This is a genomic window from Mycobacterium sp. NPDC050551 (genome assembly GCF_040674075.1).
Lineage (GTDB): Bacteria > Actinomycetota > Actinomycetes > Mycobacteriales > Mycobacteriaceae > Mycobacterium.
Genome location: NZ_JBFARC010000008.1, coordinates 235,577 through 255,577, shown reverse-complemented (window position 1 = coordinate 255,577; position 20,001 = coordinate 235,577). Strand labels below are relative to the sequence as shown.

The 20,001-nt window shown below is 69.9% G+C and carries 20 protein-coding genes and 1 tRNA gene; 6 read left to right on the top strand and 15 right to left on the bottom strand.

The features are described from left to right. Positions 1-115: 115 nt before the first annotated feature. On the bottom strand, positions 116-574 hold the full coding sequence (locus AB0K11_RS27400; protein WP_364984687.1) for a DUF5078 domain-containing protein: 459 nt from the start codon (positions 572-574) through the stop codon (positions 116-118). Positions 575-595: 21 nt separating this feature from the next. Then, on the bottom strand, positions 596-1,003 hold the full coding sequence (locus AB0K11_RS27395) for a DUF732 domain-containing protein (protein WP_264015479.1): 408 nt from the start codon (positions 1,001-1,003) through the stop codon (positions 596-598). An 81-nt stretch (positions 1,004-1,084) separates the two neighbouring features. On the opposite strand from AB0K11_RS27395, the gene AB0K11_RS27390 reads away from it, so the two are divergent. Then, positions 1,085-1,837, top strand: a complete 753-nt coding sequence (locus tag AB0K11_RS27390) for an enoyl-CoA hydratase (protein ID WP_364984684.1) — start codon at positions 1,085-1,087, stop codon at positions 1,835-1,837. 11 nt (positions 1,838-1,848) lie between these two features. Here the strand turns inward: AB0K11_RS27390 and AB0K11_RS27385 are convergent, their stop codons facing one another. The 8 genes from AB0K11_RS27385 to AB0K11_RS27350 form a co-directional block, all read right to left on the bottom strand. Then, a complete protein-coding gene (locus AB0K11_RS27385) occupies positions 1,849-3,003 on the bottom strand; it encodes a dihydrolipoamide acetyltransferase family protein (RefSeq protein ID WP_364984682.1) in 1,155 nt (384 codons plus the stop codon). Further along, positions 3,000-4,001 carry an alpha-ketoacid dehydrogenase subunit beta gene (locus AB0K11_RS27380; RefSeq protein WP_364984830.1) on the bottom strand — a complete coding sequence of 334 codons (1,002 nt, stop codon included), beginning with the start codon at positions 3,999-4,001 and terminating at the stop codon, positions 3,000-3,002. The genes AB0K11_RS27385 and AB0K11_RS27380 overlap by 4 nt, the downstream gene beginning before the upstream one ends. 58 nt (positions 4,002-4,059) lie before the next feature. Continuing rightward, the gene (pdhA, locus tag AB0K11_RS27375) at positions 4,060-5,127 is read right to left on the bottom strand and encodes a pyruvate dehydrogenase (acetyl-transferring) E1 component subunit alpha (RefSeq protein ID WP_364984680.1); all 1,068 of its coding nucleotides are present in this window, start codon (positions 5,125-5,127) and stop codon (positions 4,060-4,062) included. Positions 5,128-5,306: 179 nt separating this feature from the next. After that, entirely contained in the window at positions 5,307-6,116 is an 810-nt protein-coding gene (locus AB0K11_RS27370) for a CoA ester lyase (protein ID WP_364984678.1), read from the bottom strand. After that, positions 6,116-6,607, bottom strand: coding sequence for a MaoC family dehydratase (locus AB0K11_RS27365; protein ID WP_264015484.1), 492 nt, complete (start codon positions 6,605-6,607; stop codon positions 6,116-6,118). The genes AB0K11_RS27370 and AB0K11_RS27365 overlap by 1 nt, the downstream gene beginning before the upstream one ends. Further along, positions 6,604-7,767 carry an acyl-CoA dehydrogenase family protein gene (locus tag AB0K11_RS27360; protein ID WP_364984675.1) on the bottom strand — a complete coding sequence of 388 codons (1,164 nt, stop codon included), beginning with the start codon at positions 7,765-7,767 and terminating at the stop codon, positions 6,604-6,606. The genes AB0K11_RS27365 and AB0K11_RS27360 overlap by 4 nt, the downstream gene beginning before the upstream one ends. A gap of 2 nt (positions 7,768-7,769) precedes the next feature. Continuing rightward, a complete protein-coding gene (locus tag AB0K11_RS27355; RefSeq protein ID WP_364984673.1) occupies positions 7,770-9,752 on the bottom strand; it encodes an acetyl/propionyl/methylcrotonyl-CoA carboxylase subunit alpha in 1,983 nt (660 codons plus the stop codon). Positions 9,753-9,760: 8 nt separating this feature from the next. Continuing rightward, positions 9,761-11,335 (bottom strand): carboxyl transferase domain-containing protein, encoded by a 1,575-nt coding sequence (locus AB0K11_RS27350; protein WP_364984671.1) that lies wholly within the window; start codon positions 11,333-11,335, stop codon positions 9,761-9,763. A gap of 95 nt (positions 11,336-11,430) precedes the next feature. On the opposite strand from AB0K11_RS27350, the gene AB0K11_RS27345 reads away from it, so the two are divergent. Further along, positions 11,431-12,048 (top strand): TetR/AcrR family transcriptional regulator, encoded by a 618-nt coding sequence (locus AB0K11_RS27345; RefSeq protein ID WP_364984669.1) that lies wholly within the window; start codon positions 11,431-11,433, stop codon positions 12,046-12,048. Between the two features lie 12 nt (positions 12,049-12,060). Here the strand turns inward: AB0K11_RS27345 and AB0K11_RS27340 are convergent, their stop codons facing one another. The 3 genes from AB0K11_RS27340 to AB0K11_RS27330 form a co-directional block, all read right to left on the bottom strand. Further along, positions 12,061-12,216, bottom strand: coding sequence for a DUF6131 family protein (locus tag AB0K11_RS27340; protein ID WP_364984667.1), 156 nt, complete (start codon positions 12,214-12,216; stop codon positions 12,061-12,063). Beyond that, the gene (locus tag AB0K11_RS27335) at positions 12,213-12,476 is read right to left on the bottom strand and encodes a hypothetical protein (protein WP_364984665.1); all 264 of its coding nucleotides are present in this window, start codon (positions 12,474-12,476) and stop codon (positions 12,213-12,215) included. The genes AB0K11_RS27340 and AB0K11_RS27335 overlap by 4 nt, the downstream gene beginning before the upstream one ends. Positions 12,477-12,566: 90 nt before the next feature. Continuing rightward, positions 12,567-14,459 (bottom strand): alpha/beta fold hydrolase, encoded by a 1,893-nt coding sequence (locus AB0K11_RS27330; protein ID WP_364984663.1) that lies wholly within the window; start codon positions 14,457-14,459, stop codon positions 12,567-12,569. Between the two features lie 87 nt (positions 14,460-14,546). Between AB0K11_RS27330 and AB0K11_RS27325 the strand changes: the two genes are divergently transcribed. After that, the gene (locus tag AB0K11_RS27325) at positions 14,547-15,281 is read left to right on the top strand and encodes an MmpS family transport accessory protein (protein WP_364984661.1); all 735 of its coding nucleotides are present in this window, start codon (positions 14,547-14,549) and stop codon (positions 15,279-15,281) included. Here AB0K11_RS27325 and AB0K11_RS27320 read toward each other — a convergent pair. Then, entirely contained in the window at positions 15,278-16,597 is a 1,320-nt protein-coding gene (locus AB0K11_RS27320; protein ID WP_364984659.1) for an MFS transporter, read from the bottom strand. The genes AB0K11_RS27325 and AB0K11_RS27320 overlap by 4 nt on opposite strands. Before the next feature lie 86 nt (positions 16,598-16,683). On the opposite strand from AB0K11_RS27320, the gene cmrA reads away from it, so the two are divergent. Beyond that, positions 16,684-17,490, top strand: a complete 807-nt coding sequence (gene cmrA / locus AB0K11_RS27315) for a mycolate reductase (protein ID WP_364984657.1) — start codon at positions 16,684-16,686, stop codon at positions 17,488-17,490. A gap of 70 nt (positions 17,491-17,560) precedes the next feature. Here the strand turns inward: cmrA and AB0K11_RS27310 are convergent, their stop codons facing one another. Continuing rightward, a complete protein-coding gene (locus AB0K11_RS27310) occupies positions 17,561-19,141 on the bottom strand; it encodes a helicase HerA-like domain-containing protein (protein ID WP_364984655.1) in 1,581 nt (526 codons plus the stop codon). 82 nt (positions 19,142-19,223) lie between these two features. Between AB0K11_RS27310 and orn the strand changes: the two genes are divergently transcribed. Beyond that, positions 19,224-19,871, top strand: coding sequence for an oligoribonuclease (gene orn / locus AB0K11_RS27305; RefSeq protein ID WP_364984653.1), 648 nt, complete (start codon positions 19,224-19,226; stop codon positions 19,869-19,871). 52 nt (positions 19,872-19,923) lie between these two features. Continuing rightward, positions 19,924-19,996: transfer RNA gene (locus AB0K11_RS27300), tRNA-His, on the top strand. The last annotated feature ends 5 nt before the right edge of the window (positions 19,997-20,001 follow it).

Below are 20,001 nucleotides of genomic sequence, written 5' to 3'. Positions count from 1 at the left end.
GCGCTTGATGACCGGGAATGCAGTTCCGGCGAGCGCGGCGAGCGCGAGGGGGCTGAGCGCAAAAAGAATCCGCCCGGCCGTACGGCCGGGCGGATCTCGTTGAGCGGCTTGGTTGCTACCAGACCCAGACGGACATGTCGTTCGGCGGGTAGTTCATGCAGATGTCCGTGGTGTGCGCGGCGACGCCCTTGTTGTTGAAGAAGACCTTCGCCCAGTTCGGCCAGTTCCAATGCAACTGCTCGTAGAAGGCGTTGGTCACCGTGTCCTCGGAGTACTGGCGACGGCCCTTGTAGTCCATCGAGAAGAACCAGTGGATGCGGTCCTGGACTGCGCGGTGCACCTCGGGTGACTTGTTGTTGTAGTCGATCATGTACCGCTCGTAGTACACGGGTTCGACGTCGCGGGCGGCGGCCAGGATCTGCTCGGCCGTGCACTGCGTCCGCAGGATCCGGTTCGGGATCGGATAGTCGTCGGTGGCGTCCGCGGAGGCGACGCCGGGTGCGACCGTCAGCAGGCCGGCGGCGGCCACGGCCACCATCCCGGAGTGGACCATGGAGCGAATGCTCTTACGCATGTGTGTCTTACCTTCCTGACGTCAGCGCTCGGCCGGCAGCGGGGGGCCTGCCGGCACCGGTGCCGGTGCGGGAGCCGCCGGGTTGGCGACCCGTTGCAGGGCCACCATCTGGTTCGGGCAGTACACGGGAATGGCCTCGCCGAGGAACTGCCACGACTGCTCGGTCGTGCTGCCCCTCTGCAACTGGTCGAAAACGAACTTCGCGGACTGCACGGCGTCCTTATCGACGCCGCGATTCAACCGCTTGCAGGCGATCTTGGCGATCCAGGCGTTGTAGTCCTTCTGACCGTAAATGCCGTAGGCCTGAAGGCGCTTGGCGAATGCGGTGTCCGGTTCGGGCTGCGCCATCGCGGGCGCAGCCAGGCCAACGGCGATCGCCGCACCTGCGACCGCGGTGGTCAGTCCCTTGGTGAGTCCCGCTAACTTCATGGGTGGATACTACATTGCTCCTGCCGGTCGACGCAGCCACTCGAGAATGGCAAATACTGGGTGCGAACTAGGCTCACAGCCGTGTCCAACCCGGTCCTGGTCGACGTCGCCGACCACATCGCCCTGATCACCGTCAACGATCCAGATCGCCGCAATGCGGTGACCTTCGAGATGTCCGCCGGCCTGCGCCGGGCCGTCGACGCGGCCGAGGCCGACGACGACGTCCACGCCGTGATCGTCACCGGCGCGGGCAAGGCGTTCTGCGCGGGCGCCGACCTTACCGCGCTCGGCGAGGCCACCGAGGACGGGTTGCGCCGCATCTACGACGGCTTCCTCGCCGTCGCCGACTGCACTCTGCCCACGATCGCCGCCGTCAACGGCGCGGCCGTCGGCGCGGGGCTCAACCTGGCGCTGGCCGCCGACGTCCGCATCGCCGGACCTGCGGCGCTGTTCGACCCCCGGTTCCAGAAACTCGGTATCCACCCGGGCGGCGGCGCCACCTGGATGCTCAACCGTGCCGTCGGGCCGCAGGCCGCCCGGGCGGCGCTGCTGTTCGGTATGCGCTTCGACGCCGAGTCCGCTGTGCGCCACGGGCTGGCGCTGGAGGTCGCCGACGATCCGGTCGCGGCGGCCAGGGCCCTCGCCGCGGGTCCGGCATCGGCGCCCCGCGACGTCGTCATCGCCACGAAGGCCTCGATGCGGGCCACCGCCAACCCCGGCGCCATCGACAGCGACCAGCACCGGTTGGCCGTCGACGTGGAGATCGGCCCGCAGGCAACGTCCATCGAGTCACCCGAGTTCGCCGCCCGGCTGGCCGCGGCCAAGCGCCGCTGACCGGATCCGTCCTACAGGTCCGCGAGCGCCAGGTCCGGTGACTCGACGAGGTCGCGGAGTTCCCGCAGGAACGCCGCCACCTCGGCGCCGTCGGTCACCCGATGGTCGAACGCGCACGTGAGCGTCATCGTCGGGCGGGCCACCACCTCGTCGTCGACCACGACGGCGCGCGGCTTCAGCGAGCCGATCCCGAGGATCGCCGCCTCCGGGTGGTTGATGACGGGCACGCCCTCGTCGAGGCCGAGCGCGCCGAAGTTCGAGACCGTGAAGGTGGAGCCCTGCAGATCGGTCGGTGTCAGCGTCCCGGCCCGCGCGCCGGAGATCAGCCGGGTGACCTCCGCCGCGAGTTCGCGGGTCGTCCTGGCCTGCGCATCGGCCACCACGGGAACCAGCAGCCCGCGCGGCGCCGCGACACCCACTCCGAGGTGCACGGCGGAATGCCGGTGGATGCGGGGCCCGTCGACGGTGTCCATCCAGGTGGCGTTGAGCAACGGGTGGTGACGCAGGGCGACGACCAGCAGCCGCAGGGTCAGCACGAACGGCGTGACCGACTCCACACCCAGCCGGTCGCGAAGCGCGAGCAGCCGGGTGCCGTCGACCTGCACCGAGGCATGGGCGTCGGGGATCTCCCGGCGGGACACCGCCATCCGGCGCGCCATCTCCAGCTGGACCCCGCGCACCGCGTCGACCTCCGGCTGCGCCGCCTCACCTGCCGACTCGCTCGGGGTCCCGACCGCCGCGAGAACGTCGGCGCGGGTGACGATCCGGTCGGGCCCCGACGGTTCGACGGCGGTGAGATCGACGTCCAGGTCGGCCGCCAGTTTGCGCACGGGCGGTTTGGCGCGGGCCCGCCGCCTGCTGCCGTCCATCGAGCCGTCGGCGCCGTAACCCACCAGCACGGCGGTGCGGGCAGGCGCCTCGGCGGTCTCGATCCGCACCAACGGCGCCCCGACGTCGAGCGTGTCCCCCGCGGCGCCGCCGAGCTCGACGATGCGGCCCGCGTACGGACTCGGGATCTCGACCTCGGCCTTATTGGTCTCGACCGTGCACAGCGTCTGGTTGAGTTCGACGTCGTCGCCGACGGCGACGTGCCACGCGGTGACAGTGGCGTCGGCGAGCCCCTCCCCCAGATCCGGCACCGCGAACTCGCGGACGGTGGCGCTCATGGTTGCGTCATCGCCTTCTCGACGCAGTCGAGCAACCGGTCCGGCCCGGGCAGCCACAACTTCTCCAGCCGCGCGGGTGGATAGGGGGTGTCGAAGCCGGTGGCCCGCAGCACCGGCGCCTCCAGGTCGTAGAACAGGTCCTCCTGGATGCGCGCCGCCACTTCGGCGCCGAAGCCCAGCGTGCGGGGGCCCTCGTGCATGACGACGGCACGGCCGGTCCGGCGCACCGACTCCGCCACGGTGTCGAAGTCGAGCGGGTTGAGCGACCGCAGGTCGACGACCTCGACGTCCCAGCCGAAGCGGTCCGCGGCGATGTCGGCGGCGCGGACAGCCGTCGCCACCAGGGACCCGTAGGTCACCACGGTCACATCGGCTCCGGGCCTGCGGATCACGGCCTTGCCGATCGGTGGCCCCGGCACCGTGGTGTCCACCGGTCCGCGTTCCCAGTAGCGGCGTTTGGGCTCGAGGTAGATCACCGGATCCGGGCTGGCGATGGCATGGCGCAGCAGCCAGTACGCGTCGGAGGGGGTGGCGGGCACCACCACCTTCAGCCCCGCGGTGTGTAGCCAGTAGCTCTCGGTGGATTCCGAATGGTGTTCCACCGCACCGATTCCGCCGAATGACGGGATCCGCACGGTGACCGGCATGTCCACCTCGCCGTGCGTGCGCATGCGGTACTTGGCCAAATGGCTGACGATCTGGTCGAACGCCGGCGCCGCGAACCCGTCGAACTGGATCTCCGGTACCGGAACGAACCCGCGGATGGCCAGCCCGACGGCGATGCCGATGATGGCCGACTCGGCCAGCGGGGTGTCGAAACACCGTTGATCGCCGAAGGTCTCGGCCAACCCCTCGGTCACCCGGAACACGCCGCCGAGGGTGGCGACGTCCTCGCCGAACACCAGCACCCGGTCGTCGGCGGCCAGCGCGTCGTGCAGCGCGCGGTTGACCGCCCGGGCCATGGTCGACTCGGTGTCGGTGCGGACGGTGCTCAGCATCGGACGCGGAACGTCGTCACCGCCGTTCGCCGCGGGCCGTTCGATGGTCTGGGTCATCTCATCCCTCCTTCGCCAGTTCGGCGGTCAACGCGTCGCGCTGGCGCACCAGGTCGGGCGTGATGTCGTGGTAGACGGTGTCGAACATTTCGGCGACGTCCATGTCCGGGGTGTCGAGCACCGACTGCCGGAGTTCGGCCCGGAGGCGCTGCGACCGGTGCGCCACCCGCTGGTCCAGCCGGTCGCTCCACACCCCGGTGCGCTGCAGGTAGCGCCGGTAGCGGTCGACGGGGTCGCGCGCCCGCCAGGCGTCGACCTCGCCGTCGGTGCGGTAGCGCCGGGGGTCGTCGGAGGTGGTGTGCGGACCCATCCGGTAGGTGAGCGCCTCGACGAACGTCGGCCCCCCGCCCTCGCGGGCCCGGCGGGCGGCCTCGGCCGTCACCGCGAAGCAGGCCAGCACATCGTTGCCGTCCACCCGCACCGCGGGCATGCCGTAGCCCTCGGCGCGGTGGGCGAGCGACGGGGCGGCGTGCTGCCGTCGCTCCGGCACCGAGATGGCCCACTGGTTGTTCTGGACGAAGAACACGACGGGCGCACCGAACACCGCGGCGAGGTTGAGCGCCTCGTGCGCGTCACCGGTGGAGGTGGCGCCGTCGCCGAGGAACGCGACCGTCACCGAGTCCTCGCCGAGCCGTTGCGCGGCCATCGCCGCCCCGACCGCGTGCAGGCCCTGGGTGCCGATGGGGATGGCGATCGGCGCGCAGCACCTGCTGGTGAAGCCGAGGCCGCCGTGCCAGCGGCCGCGCCACACCGCCGCGACGTCGCCCGGCGGGATGCCGCGGACGAGGAAGGCGCCGAGTTCGCGGTACTGCGGGAAGAGCCAGTCGGTCTTGCGCAGACACGCCACGGCGCCGACCTGCGCCGCCTCCTGGCCGCGGCAGGAGGCGAAGAGCGCGAGCTCCCCCTGACGCTGCAGGTTGACGAGCTCGGTGTCGACCTCGCGGGTGACGACCATCGACTCGTAGAGCCAGGCCAGGGTTTCGGGCGGGAGGTCTCTTCGGTATCTGGCCTCGTCGGTGGGGGCGCCGTCGGGCGCCACCAGTCGAATCGGTTCGACGAACCCGGCCATACCGCCTCCTGGGGTCACTGGCGGCGGGTCGCGCCGTCAGGCGACTGAGGTGCTCGGTACGAAGGCGGTCAGTGCAGGGCCTCGGGTGTGAGGCCTGTCGGCCGGCGGCCAGGGTGTGGCGCCGGTGCGACGATGCGCACTGCTCGCTCCGTATCGGGGCACTTACCAGTATGCGCGCGTCACCGCGGGGCCTGCGCGACGATGCGTTCGGCGCGCCGCAGCACGGGCATGTCGACCATCTGACCCTCGAACTGGAACACCCCCCGTTCGCCGCGCGCAGTGTCCAGGACGCGCCTCGCCCAGTCGACCTGCTCCTCGGTGGGCGCGTAGGCCGCCCGGATGACCGCGACCTGGCTCGGGTGGATCGCGACCTTGGCGTCGAACCCGACCGCGACGGCGTCGTCGCTCTCGGCCCGCAGCCCGTCGAGGTCCTTGATGTCGAGGTACACCGAGTCCAACGCGATCCGGCCCCACGCCTTGGCGGCGAGCAGGCTCTGCGACCGCACATGCCGGGCCACGTCGCGGTAGCTGCCGTCGGGCCAGCGGTTGGACGTCCCGCCGGTGACGGCGAACAGGTCCTCGGCGCCCCACATGACGGCGTAGGCGTTGTCGACCCGCGCGGTCTCGGTGACGGCCAGTGCGCCGAGCGGGGTCTCGACGAGCACGATGACGTCGAACGGCGCGAGCGAGCGCACCTGGTCGGCGGACTCGGTCTTGGCGAGCATGATCGTGGAGTAGTCCGTCTGTGCCAGGGCCGTCATGTCGAGCGCATGGTCCGGTGTGCTCACCGGGTTGACCCGCACCACAGTCCGGTCCGGGTCGAGGCGGGTCTCGAGCAGCGCCGTGCGCGCTGCCTCGCGATCCCGGGCGCCGACACCGTCCTCCAGATCGAGGATCACCACATCTGCTGCGGCGGCGGCCTTCTCGAAGCGCTCGGGCCGGTCGGCGGGGCAGAACAGCCAGCCCGGGCCATTGCTTCCCAGCGCCATCAGGCGTCCGCCTCGGGACGCTTGCGCACCATGGTCTTTCGCGAGGCGGTGGCCACCACGTCGCCGTGCTGGTTGCGCGCGACGTGGGAGAAGGTGACGATGCCCTCCCCGGGGCGGCTCTTCGACTCACGCTTGTCGGTCACCTCGGTCTCGGCGTAGAGCGTGTCACCGTGGAACAGCGGTTTCGGGAACGCCACCTCGCCGAATCCGAGGTTGCCGACGATGGTGCCCTGCGTCAGCTGGGCCACTGAGAGGCCGACCAGCGTGGAGAGGGTGAACATCGAGTTCACCAGCCGCTGGTTGAACGGCGGGAGTGCGTCGGAGAACGCGGCGTCGAGGTGCAGCGCCTGGGTGTTCATCGTCAGCGTGGTGAACAGCACGTTGTCGGCCTCGGTGATGGTGCGGCCGGGACGATGCTGGTAGAGCACGCCGGTCTCGAATTCCTCGAACCACAGTCCCCGTTGGACCACCACGCGCTTCGCCTCGCTCACAGGCCCGCCTCCCGCGCGATCAGCATCAGCTGCACTTCGGTCGTACCCTCGCCGATCTCGAGGATCTTGCTGTCGCGGTAGTGCCGCGCCACCGGGTATTCGTTCATGTAGCCGTACCCGCCGAACACCTGCGTGGCGTCGCGGGCGTTGTCCATGGCGGCCTCACTGGAGACGAGTTTGGCGACGGCCGCGGCCTTCTTGAAGGGCTTGCCCGACAACATGAGTGCGGCCGCGTCGTAGTAGGCCGCGCGGGCGGCGTGCGCCCGTGCCTCCATCCGGGCGATCTTGAACGCGATCGCCTGATAGGTCCCGATCGCCGCTCCGAACGCCTGACGCTCTTTGGCGTACTTGACGCATTCGTCGACGCAGCCCTGGGCGGCGCCGACCGACAGCGCCGCGATCGCGATCCGGCCCTCGTCGAGGATGCGCAGGAAGTTGGCATATCCGCGGCCCTGCTCGCCCAACAGGTTCTCCTGCGGGACGCGGACGTCGTCGAAGCTCAGCGGGTGGGTGTCCGAGGCGTTCCAGCCGACCTTGTTGTAAGCCGGTTCGGCAGTGAATCCCTCGGTGGGCACCGGCACCAGGATCGCCGAGATCTCCTTCTTGCCGCCTTCCCGCTGGCCGGTCACCGCCGTGACGGTCACCAGTTTGGTGATGTCGGTGCCGGAGTTGGTGATGAACTGCTTGGACCCGTTGATGACCCAGTGCCCGTCGTCGAGCTTGGCGGTGGTCCTGGTGGCGCCCGCGTCGGAGCCGCCGCCTGCCTCGGTCAGCCCGAAGGCGCCGAGCGCCTTCCCGCTGGCCAGCAGCGGCAACCACTCCTGCTTCTGCTCCTCGGTGCCGAACCGGTACACCGGCATCGCGCCGAGCGACACACCGGCCTCCAGGGTGATCGCCACGCTCTGGTCGATCTTGCCGAGCTCCTCCAGTGCGAGGCACAGCGCGAAGTAGTCACCGCCCATGCCGCCGTACTCCTCGGGGAACGGCAGGCCGAACAGACCCATGTCGGCCATCCCGGCGACGACCTCGTACGGGAACGAGTGCTCCTCGTCGTGTTTGGCGGCGACGGGCGCGACCACCCCCTGGGCGAAGTCGCGCACCGTCTTGGCCAGTTGCTCGTAGTGGTCGGGCAGTGTGCCCGTCGACAGGAAGTCACCCATGATCAGTTCTCCTCCGCGGTGATACGGGCCAGCAGCTGACCCACCTTGACCTGGTCGCCCACGGCGACAAGCAGTTCGACCGCGCCGTCGACCGGGGAGGTCAGCGCGTGTTCCATCTTCATCGCCTCGACGGTGACCACCACGGCACCGGCCTGCACGGCCGACCCATCGGAAACCCCGACCGCCACCACCGATCCCGGCATCGGACTGGTCAGTTCGGCGTCGCCGCTGTGGGCCTCGTCGGGCCGCACGGGTTCCTCGGCCACCTCGTCGACGACGGCGATGCGCCCGGCGCCGGCCAGCCAGATGCGGCCGTCGGCGGCGGACACCACGTACTCGGCGCGCAGGCCGTCGACGGTGACGACGAGCCGGTCGCCGTCGAGCGCCGCGGTGAGCGACCGCGCCGGACCGTCCTCGATCGCGACCACCGCACTCCCGGGTTCGCCGGTGATGTGGACGTGATCGGTGCGGTGGCCGGCGTGCAGACGCACGGTCGTCGGCGCCGCCTCTCCCAGCCGCCACCCGGTGGGTACCGCCCACAGGTCGCCACCGCGGGCCGGCCACCCGCGCAGCCACACGACGGCGGCGGCCGCGATCAGCTGATCGTCGCCGATCGGCACCGGCACGAAATCCGGTGTCCGGCGGTCGAGCAGTCCGGTGTCGAGTCGGCCGGCCGCCACGTCGGGATCGGCCAGCAGGAAGCGCAGGAACTCGATGTTCGTGGTGACGCCCAGAACGGCGGTGCCCGCCAGCGCACGGTCGAGGGTGCGCAGTGCCGCCGCCCGGTCGTCACCGTGTGCGATGACCTTGGCCAGCATCGGGTCGTAGTCGCTGCCGACCACCGAGCCGGCGCGGATGCCGGAGTCCACCCGGATACCGGGGCCGCTGGGTTCGGCGACGTCCAGAACCGTCCCGCCGGTGGGCAGGAAACCGTTGACCGGGTCCTCGGCGTACACCCGCGCCTCGATCGCGTGGCCGCGCAGCACGATGTCGGACTGCACCAGCCTGAGCGGGTGCCCGGCGGCGACCCGCAGCTGCTGCTCGACCAAATCGATGCCGGTGACCAGTTCGGTGACCGGATGCTCCACCTGCAGACGGGTGTTCATCTCCATGAAGAAGAACTCGTCGGGCTTGTCCGCCGACACGATGAACTCCACGGTGCCCGCGCCTGCGTAGTCGACGCTGCGCGCGGTGTCGCAGGCGGCGGCGCCGATCCGGTCCCGGGTGGCGGCGTCGAGCAGCGGCGACGGCGCCTCCTCGATCACCTTCTGGTGGCGGCGCTGCAGGCTGCACTCGCGTTCCCCGAGATGGACGACGGCGCCGTGCCCGTCGGCCAGCACCTGCACCTCGATGTGGCGTGGGTTGAGCACGAACCGCTCCAGGAACAGGGTGTCGTCGCCGAACGCCGCGGCGGCCTCCCGTCGGGCCGAGACGAGCGCTTCGGGCAGGCCGGCGGCCTCGTGCACCACCCGCATGCCCTTGCCGCCACCACCGGCCGACGGCTTCACCAGTACCGGGTAGCCGATGTCGACCGCGCCGGCGATCAGGTCGTCGTCGGTCAGACCGGGGCGCGACACCCCCGGCACCACCGGGACACCGAACGCCGACACCGCGGCCTTCGCGGCGATCTTGTCGCCCATGGTGCGGATCGCACCCGCCGGCGGACCGATGAACGCGATGCCCGCCTCGTGCAGTGCGGTGGCGAATTCTGCGTTCTCCGAGAGGAATCCGTAACCGGGATGGACGGCCTGGGCGCCGGTGCGCCGCGCCGCGTCGACCACCGCGGCGATGTCGAGATAGCTCTGCCGCGCCGGCGCGGGGCCGATGTGCACGGCGACGTCCGCCGCGGCGACATGGCGCGCGCCTGCGTCGGCGGTGCTGTAGACCGCGACCGACCGGATGCCGAGCGCACGCAGCGTGCCGATCACGCGCACGGCGATCTCACCGCGGTTCGCGACCAGCACGGTGTCGAAGAGAGTCGTCATATCGCCCGTCACATCCGGAACACGCCGTAGGAGACCGGCTCCAGCGGGGCCTGTCCGACCACCGAGAGCGCAAGTCCGAGCACGGTTCTGGTGTCGGCGGGGTCGATGACCCCGTCGTCCCACAGCCGCGCCGTCGAGTAATAGGGATTGCCCTGCCGTTCGTACTGGTCGCGGATCGGCGCCTTGAACGCCTCCTGCTCCTCGGCAGGCCACGGATCCCCCGCCGCCTCGCGCGCGTCGGCTCGCACCGTCGCGAGCACCGACGCGGCCTGCTCGCCGCCCATCACCGAGATCCTGGCGTTGGGCCACATCCAGAGGAATCGCGGCGAGTACGCCCGACCGCACATCGAGTAGTTGCCGGCACCGTAGGAGCCGCCGATCACCACCGTCAGTTTCGGCACCCGCGCACAGGCCACCGCGGTCACCATCTTCGCGCCGTGCTTGGCGATGCCGCCCGCCTCGTAGTCACGGCCGACCATGAATCCGGCGATGTTCTGCAGGAACAGCAGCGGCGTGCTGCGCTTGTCGCACAGCTCGATGAAATGCGCCCCCTTGAGCGCGGATTCGCCGAACAGCACCCCGTTGTTGGCGACGATGCCCACCGGATGGCCATGGATCCGGGCGAAGCCCGTCACCAGCGTCGTGCCGTATTCGGCCTTGAATTCCGAGAATTCACCACCGTCGACGATCCGGGTGATCACCTCGTGCACGTCGTAGGGCACCCGGGCGTCGACGGGGACCACGTCGTAGAGCTCGGTCTGATCGGCTGTCGCGTCGACCGTCGGCGCCACGTCCCAGGGCGGCGTCGTCCGCGGGCCGAGCGTCGCGACGATGCGCCGCACGATGCGCAGCGCGTCGCGGTCGTCGTGGGCGAGATGGTCGGTGACGCCGGAGGTCTTGGAGTGCAGGTCGCCGCCGCCGAGATCCTCGGCGGTCACCACTTCCCCCGTCGCCGCCTTCACCAGCGGCGGGCCGCCGAGGAAGATGGTGCCCTGATTGCGCACGATGACGGCTTCATCACTCATCGCGGGCACGTACGCCCCGCCCGCGGTGCAGGATCCGAGCACCGCGGCGATCTGCGCGATGCCGCGCGCGGACAGGGTGGCCTGGTTGTAGAAGATGCGACCGAAGTGGTCGCGGTCGGGGAACACCTCGTCCTGGCGGGGCAGGAAGGCTCCGCCGGAGTCGACGAGGTAGACGCACGGCAGCCGGTTCTGGCCGGCGATCTCCTGCGCGCGCAGGTGCTTCTTCACCGTCACCGGGTAGTAGGTGCCGCCCTTGACCGTCGCGTCGTTGGCCACGATCATGCACTCGCGCCCGGAGATCCGGCCGATGCCGGCGATCATCCCGGCGCCGGGACACTCGTCGTCGTACATGCCGTCGGCGGCCAGCGGTGCCACCTCGAGGAACGGGCTGCCCGGATCGAGCAGGCCGTCCACCCGGTCTCGCGGCAACAGCTTGCCCCGCCCGACGTGGCGCTCCCGGGCCTTGGCGGGGCCGCCGAGCGCGGCGGTGGCCAGCTTGTCGCGCAACTGCGCCACCAGGGCGAGGTGATCCTCGCGGTGTGATGACCGCGGCGTCATCGCAGCACCCGTCTTTTGAGTTAATGAGGACTAACTCGTGGTATGTTAGTGGCGATTAACCGAGATGTCCACCGCCGAGATCGAGGAGCCGCAGTGTGACCGCTCCGGCGCCGCAGGACGGCACCCGCCGCAGTCGGGCGAAATCCGACCGCCGCAGTCAGCTCATCGCCGCGGCCGAGCGACTGGTGGCTGAAAAGGGCTATCTCGCCGTGCGGTTGGAGGACATCGGCGCGGCGGTGGGAGTGAGCGGGCCCGCCATCTACCGGCACTTCCCCAACAAGGAGGCGATGCTGGTCGAATTGCTGGTCGGCATCAGCACCCGACTGCTGGCCGGGGCGGCCGAGGTGGTCGCGGACACCGGCGACGCGGCGACCGCACTCGAGGGGCTCATCGACTTCCACCTGGACTTCGCCCTCGGCGAGTCCGACCTGATCCGGATCCAGGACCGCGACCTCGGCCATCTTCCCGAGCCCGCGAAGCGACAGGTGCGCAAAGCGCAACGGCAGTACGTGGAGATCTGGGTGTCGGTGCTGCGCCGGTTGGACGACACGGTGGGCGAGGCCGACGCCCGGCTGATGGCGCACGCCGCGTTCGGGCTGCTGAACTCGACGCCGCACAGCGTGAAGCCCTCGACGACGAGAGCGGCCGAGGCCAGCTCGCGGTCCGTCTTGAAGAAGATGACGGTCGCTGCGCTGACCTCGGCCGGTCGCTGAGGTGGTTGAGAGCTAATACCAGACTTTTCGGCCACCCACCGCGCGTCCGGTGGCGCCCAGGATCCACAGCACGACACCGATGACGATCAGCACGACGCCGATGTACAGCAGTATCGAGATGTTGATGAAGTACCCCAGCAAGGCCAGGATGATTCCGAGGACGATCATGCCAACACTCCAATCTTGTATTCGATTGTCTGCCCGGAGGGTTCGGGCAGGTCACTTGCGCTTGGTTCCGGAACATTGACGTTGCAGTCAGCCTTCGGATTCACGCCGAAGTAGTTGAGCGGTCCCGCCACCACCGTGAGGGCGATGTTGGCTGCGGTTGCGCAGTTCGCGTCGCCTGTCTTGAAATAATCGCGCTGATAGGCAGCGAAGACGCCGATCAGCAACCAGATGAGCACAATCAAGCCGACTAGGCCCCTCATGCCGTGCCTCCATCCCTTTTGCGCCCTAGTGGCGCAGCACGGTTTTACCCAACCGACAAATTCTCCAAACCTCGCCGCAGCGACCAGGGCTCATCCGATGGCGGTGGCGGCGAACGCCTTCATGAGCCACTGGCGCATCGCGTTGACCAGCACCGCACGGTTCTCCCGCTTGACGATCTCGTGGCCGTCGTCGCCGAACGTCAGCAGCTCGACCGTGCGATCCAGCGATCGCAACGCCTCGAACATTTGCTGTGATTCGCTCGGTGGCACGTTGGTGTCGTTCGCACCGTGTACGAGCAGTAGCGGAGCGGTCACCGCGTGCACCCTCAGCAGCGGCGACAACCGCTCGAGCAGCTCGCGGTCACCGATCGGATGGCCGTACTTCGGATACGCGGCGGTGGCGATCCACGGCTCCGTGGTGCGGTACCAGGTGTTGAGATCGCTCATCCCGCAGATGCTGATGCCCGCCGCGAACAGCTCGGGGTGGAATGCCAACGCCGCCTGAGTCAGGTATCCGCCGTAGGACCACCCGCAGCAGGCGATCCGGTCGGCCGAGACGGCCTCGTGGTCGATGAGGAAATGCACGCAGTCGGCCACGTCGTCGATGGCCGCGAACCGCAGCTCCTTGTCGTCGGCGTGCATGAAGGCCCGACCGCCCCCACCCGAACCGCGGACGTTGGGGGTGAACACGGTGATGCCGGCCTCCAGCAGCGGCGGATAGAACTCGTTGTATCCCGGCCGCGACTGGCCCTCGGGTCCGCCGTGCAGAAAGATCATCGCGCCGATCGGTTCCACCGGGGCAGGCGGCCGGTACAGCCAGCCGCTGAACTCCAGCCCGTCGCGTGCGGTGATGAATTCCAGTGTCGGATCCGCGGTCAAGGGTCCGCGGCTCGGCTCGCGGTGTACCCGTTCCCATTCGCGGGTGCGCGGGTCCACGAGTTCGATGGTCGGCGGGAGCGACGGACTCTCCACCGTCATCGCCACCATCGAGCCGCCCGCGCTGATGGTGAGCTCGGTGGCCACCAGACCGGGCAGCGGGATCGGCGGGCTGAGCGTGTTGTCCGCGTACTCGAGGATCTGTAACTCGCTGCAGCCGTGCTTGTTCCACAGCAGCGCGACGGTCGACAGGTCGTCGCTGACGACGAACTCGTCGAGGTCGAATCCCGGCTTCTCGGCGACGACGTGGTACGACATCCCGTCGGCGGTGCTGGTGACCTCGATGAGCCGGGCGTGAGATGCCCCGTTGTCGCTGCGGATCAGTGCCCGCACGAAGCCCTCGGTGCTGTTCAGTCCGTAGGTCTTCGCGGGGTGGTACAGCTCGAACGACTCGCCCGTGGCGCCGGCGCGCAGCCGTCGCGGCGTGTGGTCGTCGAGGATGAAGCCGAGGTCGGTGGTCGAGCCGGGATCGTAGGGCAGCAGCGCGAACTCGGTGAGCCCCCGCAGCAGGATCAGGTCCCGGTAGCCGCGCGGGCCGACGCGCACGAGCGCAGCCCCGGCCCAGGCGTCGACCAGCCGGCCCGCGGTGCGCCGGTCCAGCACCACCGTGCTGCCGTCGGCCGGGTCGATCAGACACGAACTGCCCACCCCGTCCTCGCCGGTGAGGATCGCCGCGACCTGGGTGCCGTCCCAGCCGATCAGCTCGGCGCTGCCCTCGGGATGACCGTGCGGCCAGCTGTCGATCCGGCGGGCGTCGCGGTCGTCGGGATCGTTTGTCACCACCCATATCTGGAAGCGGTCGCTGCCGTCGGGTGCGACCTGGCAGGCCAGCCAGTGTCCGTCCGCGGAGTGCATGACCCGGGTGACCGGACCCTCGACCGGCAGTTCGACGTCACGTGAGGAACTCGCGCGCCAGCCCCGGAGGAACCGCTGCACCGCCCGTGGGAAGCCACCGTCGTCGACGAGGTGGGCGAATGCCGTCGCGTCCGGCGACAGTGACGCGCCGTAGTTCGCCCGCACCTGCCGTCTCACGCCTTGATTGTCCATCGTGTCCGGCTGCGGGGTCGGCCTCCCCCCGGAACCGAGCCGCCGCCAGACCGACTTACGCGGGTACCCTGCGACCATGAGGTGGGCATGACCGGATCGCGTCGCGAAGGCGAGGAGCCGGGCTATCACGACCCCGCGTACGCCAACCAGCCGCCGTACGGCAATTACCCGCCACCGACCGGGCCCGCCCCCACCCAGCGGCTGCCGCAGTACCCGGCCTACGGCTACGACCCCTCCGACCCGTATGCCGGCCAGTACGGCGGTCACGAACCGGCCGAACCACCGCCCGGCGGGCCGAAGTCGCCGCAGTGGCTCTGGTGGGTGGCCGCGGCCGCCGTGCTCGTGGTCGTCGGGCTGGTGATCGCGCTGGTCATCTCGAACAGTTCCCGCCAGCAGACGGTGGTCGCACCGGCGCCGGCGATGCCCGAGCCCACGGCCAGCAGCACGCCCCGCACCACCACGCCCCGCACCACCACGGCCACCTCGCCGAGCCCCACACCGGTGCTGCCGCTGCCCACCACCTCGGCGCCGACACCGACGACGACGGCGTCCGGGCAGACCGAGACCGTCACCTACGACGTCTCCGGCGAAGGCCGGGCGATCAGCATCACCTACACCGACAGCGGCGGGCTCCCACAGACCGAGTTCAACGTCGCGCTGCCGTGGAGCAAGCAGGTCGATCTGCCCGCACCGGCGCAGAGCGCGGCCCGCATCAGCATCATCAACCTGGGCAACCAGGTGTCCTGCACGGTGTCGATCAACGGGACGACCACCGAGGAGCGCACCGGCGCCGGCCTGACCATCTGCGCGGGACTGGGTTAAACCGCGCGCTTCGGCACACGCACGAACAGCATCGCGACCAAGCCGAGTGCCAGCACCGCGGCCAGCCCACCCATCCCGGCGCGGTCGGTGCCGAACAGCGCGATGGCCGAGGCGAAGAACCACGGCGCCAGCGGCGAGGCCGCCCGCCCTGTGGTCGTGTAGAGGCCGAAGGCCACGCCTTCCTTGCCTTCCTCGGTGATGCGCAGCATCTGGGTGCGTGCCGAGGACTGGGTCGGTCCGACGAACAGGCACAGCAGCAGCCCGCAGATCCAGAACGCGGTGGCGCCGTCGAGGGTGATCAGCACGGTCGACACCACCACCATCGACGCCAGCGACCCGACGATGACGGGTTTGGAGCCGACCCGGTCGTCGAGCAGGCCGCCGAGCACCGCGCCGAGTGCGGCGACCACGCAGGCGCACACCCCGAACAGCAGCAGGTCGGCCTGGGACACGCCGTAGACCGCGCCGCCCAGCACGGCGCCGAACTGGAAGACCCCGGTCAGGCCGTCCCGGAAGATCGCGCTGGCGACCAGGTAGTAGACGATGTTGTGGTCGCGCCGCCACTGGTCCTTGAGCTCCGCCCACAGCTTGCGGTAGGCGCCGAGGAAGCCGACCCGCGGCAGCGCGTCGACCGGGGCCTCCACCCCGCGCTTGAGCAGTAGCGGTATCGCGAACAGGACGAACCAGGCCGCGGTGAGCAGCATGGCGGCGCGGACCGGCCAGCCGTCGGCGGCGGTGATGCCGAACAGTCCACGGGTGGGGCCGTCGCCCTGCACCAGCCCTAGGTACACGATGAGCAGCAGTCCGACACTGCCGAAATAGCCTGCCGCAGCACCGAAGCCGGAGATACGCCCCGAGCTCTCCGGTGTCGACAGGTTCCGCAGCATCGCGTTGTAGGGCACCGTCGCCAGATCGCTGCAGGCCGCCGTGAACGCCAGCAACACCAACCCGGGCCACAGGTAGCGGGGGTCGTCACGGATCAGGCTCATGGAGGCGGTCGACGTCACCGCAACACCGGTCAGCACGATCAGCATCGGTCGCCTGCGGTGCGCGGCGTCGACCCAGATCCCCGTCGCCGGTGCGAGCAACGCGACGAGCAGGCCGGACACGGTCAACGCGTTACCGAGCCAGCCCGCCGGCGTGGTCGGCCCGGCCAGGCCTTCGCCGACCTGTCCGGTGAGGTACACCGAGAACACGAAGGTGATGACGATGGCGTTCATCCCGGTGGCGCCGCAGTCCCACAGGGCCCACGCGACGACCCCCGACCGCAGCGGGGTCCGCTCGGGTGATGCGGGCGGACGCGACGACACGCTCATCGCCGCCCACCCTAGTGGCAGCCGCCGTCCACGGCCCCCGGAGCAGGCCGGAGAGCCGCGGTGAGACCCGCGATATAGTCCCGCCCATGCCGATTCCCGCTCCCCGCCCCGAATCCCGCGCGGTCGTCACCGGCGCCTCTCAGAACATCGGCGAAGCCCTGGCCACGGAGCTGGCCGCACGCGGACACCACCTGATCATCACCGCCCGACGCGGCGAGGTGCTCGCGGCCCTGGCCGACCGCTTGACCACGCGCTACGGCGTCACCGTCGAGGTCAGGGCCGTCGACCTCGCCGACCCGACCGCCCGCACCGAGCTGTGCGACGAACTCGCCGGGCGCGACATCTCGATCCTCTGCGCCAACGCGGGCACCGCGACGTTCGGTCCGCTCGCGAAGCTCGATCCGGCCGACGAGAAGGCCCAGGTGCAGCTGAACGTCCTCGGCGTGCACGACCTGGTGCTGGCCGTGGTGCCCGGCATGGTGGCGCGACGCGCAGGCGGCATCCTGATCTCCGGCTCGGCCGCAGGGAACTCACCGATCCCCAACAACGCCACCTATGCGGCGAGCAAGGCGTTCGTCAACACGTTCAGCGAGTCGCTGCGCGGTGAACTCAAGCGCGACGGCGTGCACGTCACGGTGTTGGCGCCGGGACCGGTGCGCGAGACGCTCCCGGACACCGACGAACAGTCGCTGGTGGAGAAGCTGATCCCGGACTTCCTGTGGATCTCCACCGAATACACCGCGAAGCTGTCGCTGGACGGCCTGGAGCGCAACAAGATGCGGGTGGTCCCCGGCGTCACGTCCAAGGCGATGTCGGTGGCCAGCGGCTACGCGCCGCGGTCGATCGTGACGCCGATCGTCGGCGCCGTCTACAAGAAACTCGGCGGCGAGTAGCGATTTCGCCGGAACTGCATTCCCGGTCGTCAAGCGCACGTCTTGACGACCGGGAATGCAGTTCCGTGGGTCAGCGGCGGCGTCGGCGGCGGCCGGTGCCGAAGATGCTGCGGGTGATCTCGCGGCCGATCACCGTGCCCGCCGAACGCATCGCGCTCTTGAACGCCGGACTGTCGGACATCTTCTCGAAGAAACCGGGTTCCTCCGGGGCGGCGGGTGCGGGCATCGGCGGCACCTCGACCTGCGTGGGCGCCGGTGGCAGATCCGCGGGCGGGACCACCTCGGGCGGCGGCGCCAGCTTGGCGGCGAGCCGCTCGTAGGCCGAATCGCGGTCGATGGTCTGGCCGTACTCCGTCTGCAGCGGGCTGGCCTTCGCGGCGGCGCTGATCGCCTCGGTGCCGATGGTGTCCATCAGTGATCGGGGCGCCCGCATGCGTGTCCACGCCACCGGCGTCGGCACGCCCCGTTCGGAGAGCACGGTGACGACCGCCTCACCGATGCCGAGCGATGTCAGCGCCGACTTCAGGTCGTAGACATCGGTTTTCGGGTAGGTGCGGACGGTCTTGTTCAGCGCCTTCTCGTCGTCGGGCGTGAACGCGCGCAGTGCGTGCTGGATGCGGGCCCCGAGCTGGGACAGCACCTCGTTGGGGACGTCGGTGGGCAGCTGCGTGCAGAAGAACACCCCGACGCCCTTGGACCGGATCAGCTTCACCGTCTGCTCGACCTGCCCCAGGAACGCCTTCGACGCGTCGTCGAACAGCAGGTGCGCCTCGTCGAAGAAGAAGACCAGCTTCGGCTTGTCGATGTCGCCGACCTCGGGCAGCGAGGTGAACAGGTCGGCGAGCACCCACATCAGGAACGTGGAGAACATCACCGGGCGGGCGGCCTGAGCGCCCAACTCCAGCAGCGTGACGATGCCGCGACCGGACGCGTCGACGCGCAGCAGATCCGCCGGCTCCAGCTCCGGCTCACCGAAGAAAGTGTCGGCGCCCTCGGCCTCGAGATTGACCAGCGCGCGCAGGATCACCCCGGCGGTGGTGGTCGACACCGCGCCCAGCGCCTTGAGCTGCGGCTTGCCCTCGTCGCTGGTGAGGAACTGGATCACCGAGCGCAGGTCCTTCAGATCCAGCAGCGGCAGGCCCTGCTGGTCGGCCCAGTGGAAGATCAGTCCGAGCGTCGATTCCTGAGTCTGGTTGAGCCCCAACACCTTCGACAACAGGATGGGTCCGAAGCTCGAGATGGTGGCCCGCACCGGCACCCCGACGCCCGACGTGCCGAGGGACAGGAACTCGACCGGGTAGGCGGTCGGCGTCCACGCATCGCCGGTGTCGCGGGCCCGCTCGGCGGTCTTCTCGCCGGCCTCCCCCGGCCGCGACATCCCGGACAGATCGCCCTTGACGTCGGCCATCAGCACCGGCACCCCGGCGGCGGAGAGCTGCTCCGCGAGCACCTGCAGCGACTTGGTCTTGCCGGTGCCGGTCGCGCCGGCCACCAGACCGTGCCGGTTCACCGTGGCGAGCGGAATGCGCACCTGCGCCGTGGCGTCGGCGGCGCCGTCGATGACCACGGTGCCCAGCTCCAGCGCCTGACCCTCGACGGCGTAACCGGCGGCGATCTGCTGGGCTGGGGCGGCGCCCGACTCGGTCGACATGGGCCACACAGTACTTGCCAAGATCACGGTCCCGACGGGTATGGCCGCCGGTTCGGCGGGGGTGCGAATACTGTGGAGCGCTGTGCGCGAAGAACTGGTGTGGATCGACTGCGAGATGACCGGACTGAACCTGAGGTCGGACCGGCTCATCGAGATCGCGGTGCTGGTCACCGACGCCGACCTGAACATCCTCGGCGACGGCCTCGACGTGGTCATCCATGCGCCCGACGAGGCGCTCGACTCGATGGTCGACGTCGTCGCCCAGATGCACAAGCGGTCGGGTCTCACCGAGGAGGTGCGGGCCGCCACCGTCGACCTGGCCACCGCGGAGCGACTCGTGCTCGACTACATCCGCGGACACGTCAAGCAGGCCAAGACCGCACCGCTGTGCGGCAACTCCATCGCCACCGACCGCGGCTTCATCGCCCGCGACATGCCCGAGCTCGACGAATACCTGCACTACCGGATGATCGACGTCAGCTCCATCAAGGAGCTGTGCCGGCGCTGGTACCCGCGGATCTACTTCGGCCAGCCGGAGAAGGGCCTGGCGCACCGGGCGCTGGCCGACATCCACGAGTCGATCCGCGAGCTGCGCTACTACCGCCGCACGGCGTTCGTCGCGCCGCCGGGCCCCTCGACCAGCGACATCGCCGGCATCGCCGCCGAGCTGGGTCCGCCGTCCACCGACGCGAGCGATAACGATTCGGCCGACGAGGCATCGAGCGGCTAGTATCGACGACGCCGCGAATGCCCCCGGGTTTCCGATGGGCACAGCGGCGATGGTGGCTGTAGTTCAGTTGGTAGAGCACCAGGTTGTGATCCTGGATGTCGCGGGTTCGAGTCCCGTCAGCCACCCCGAG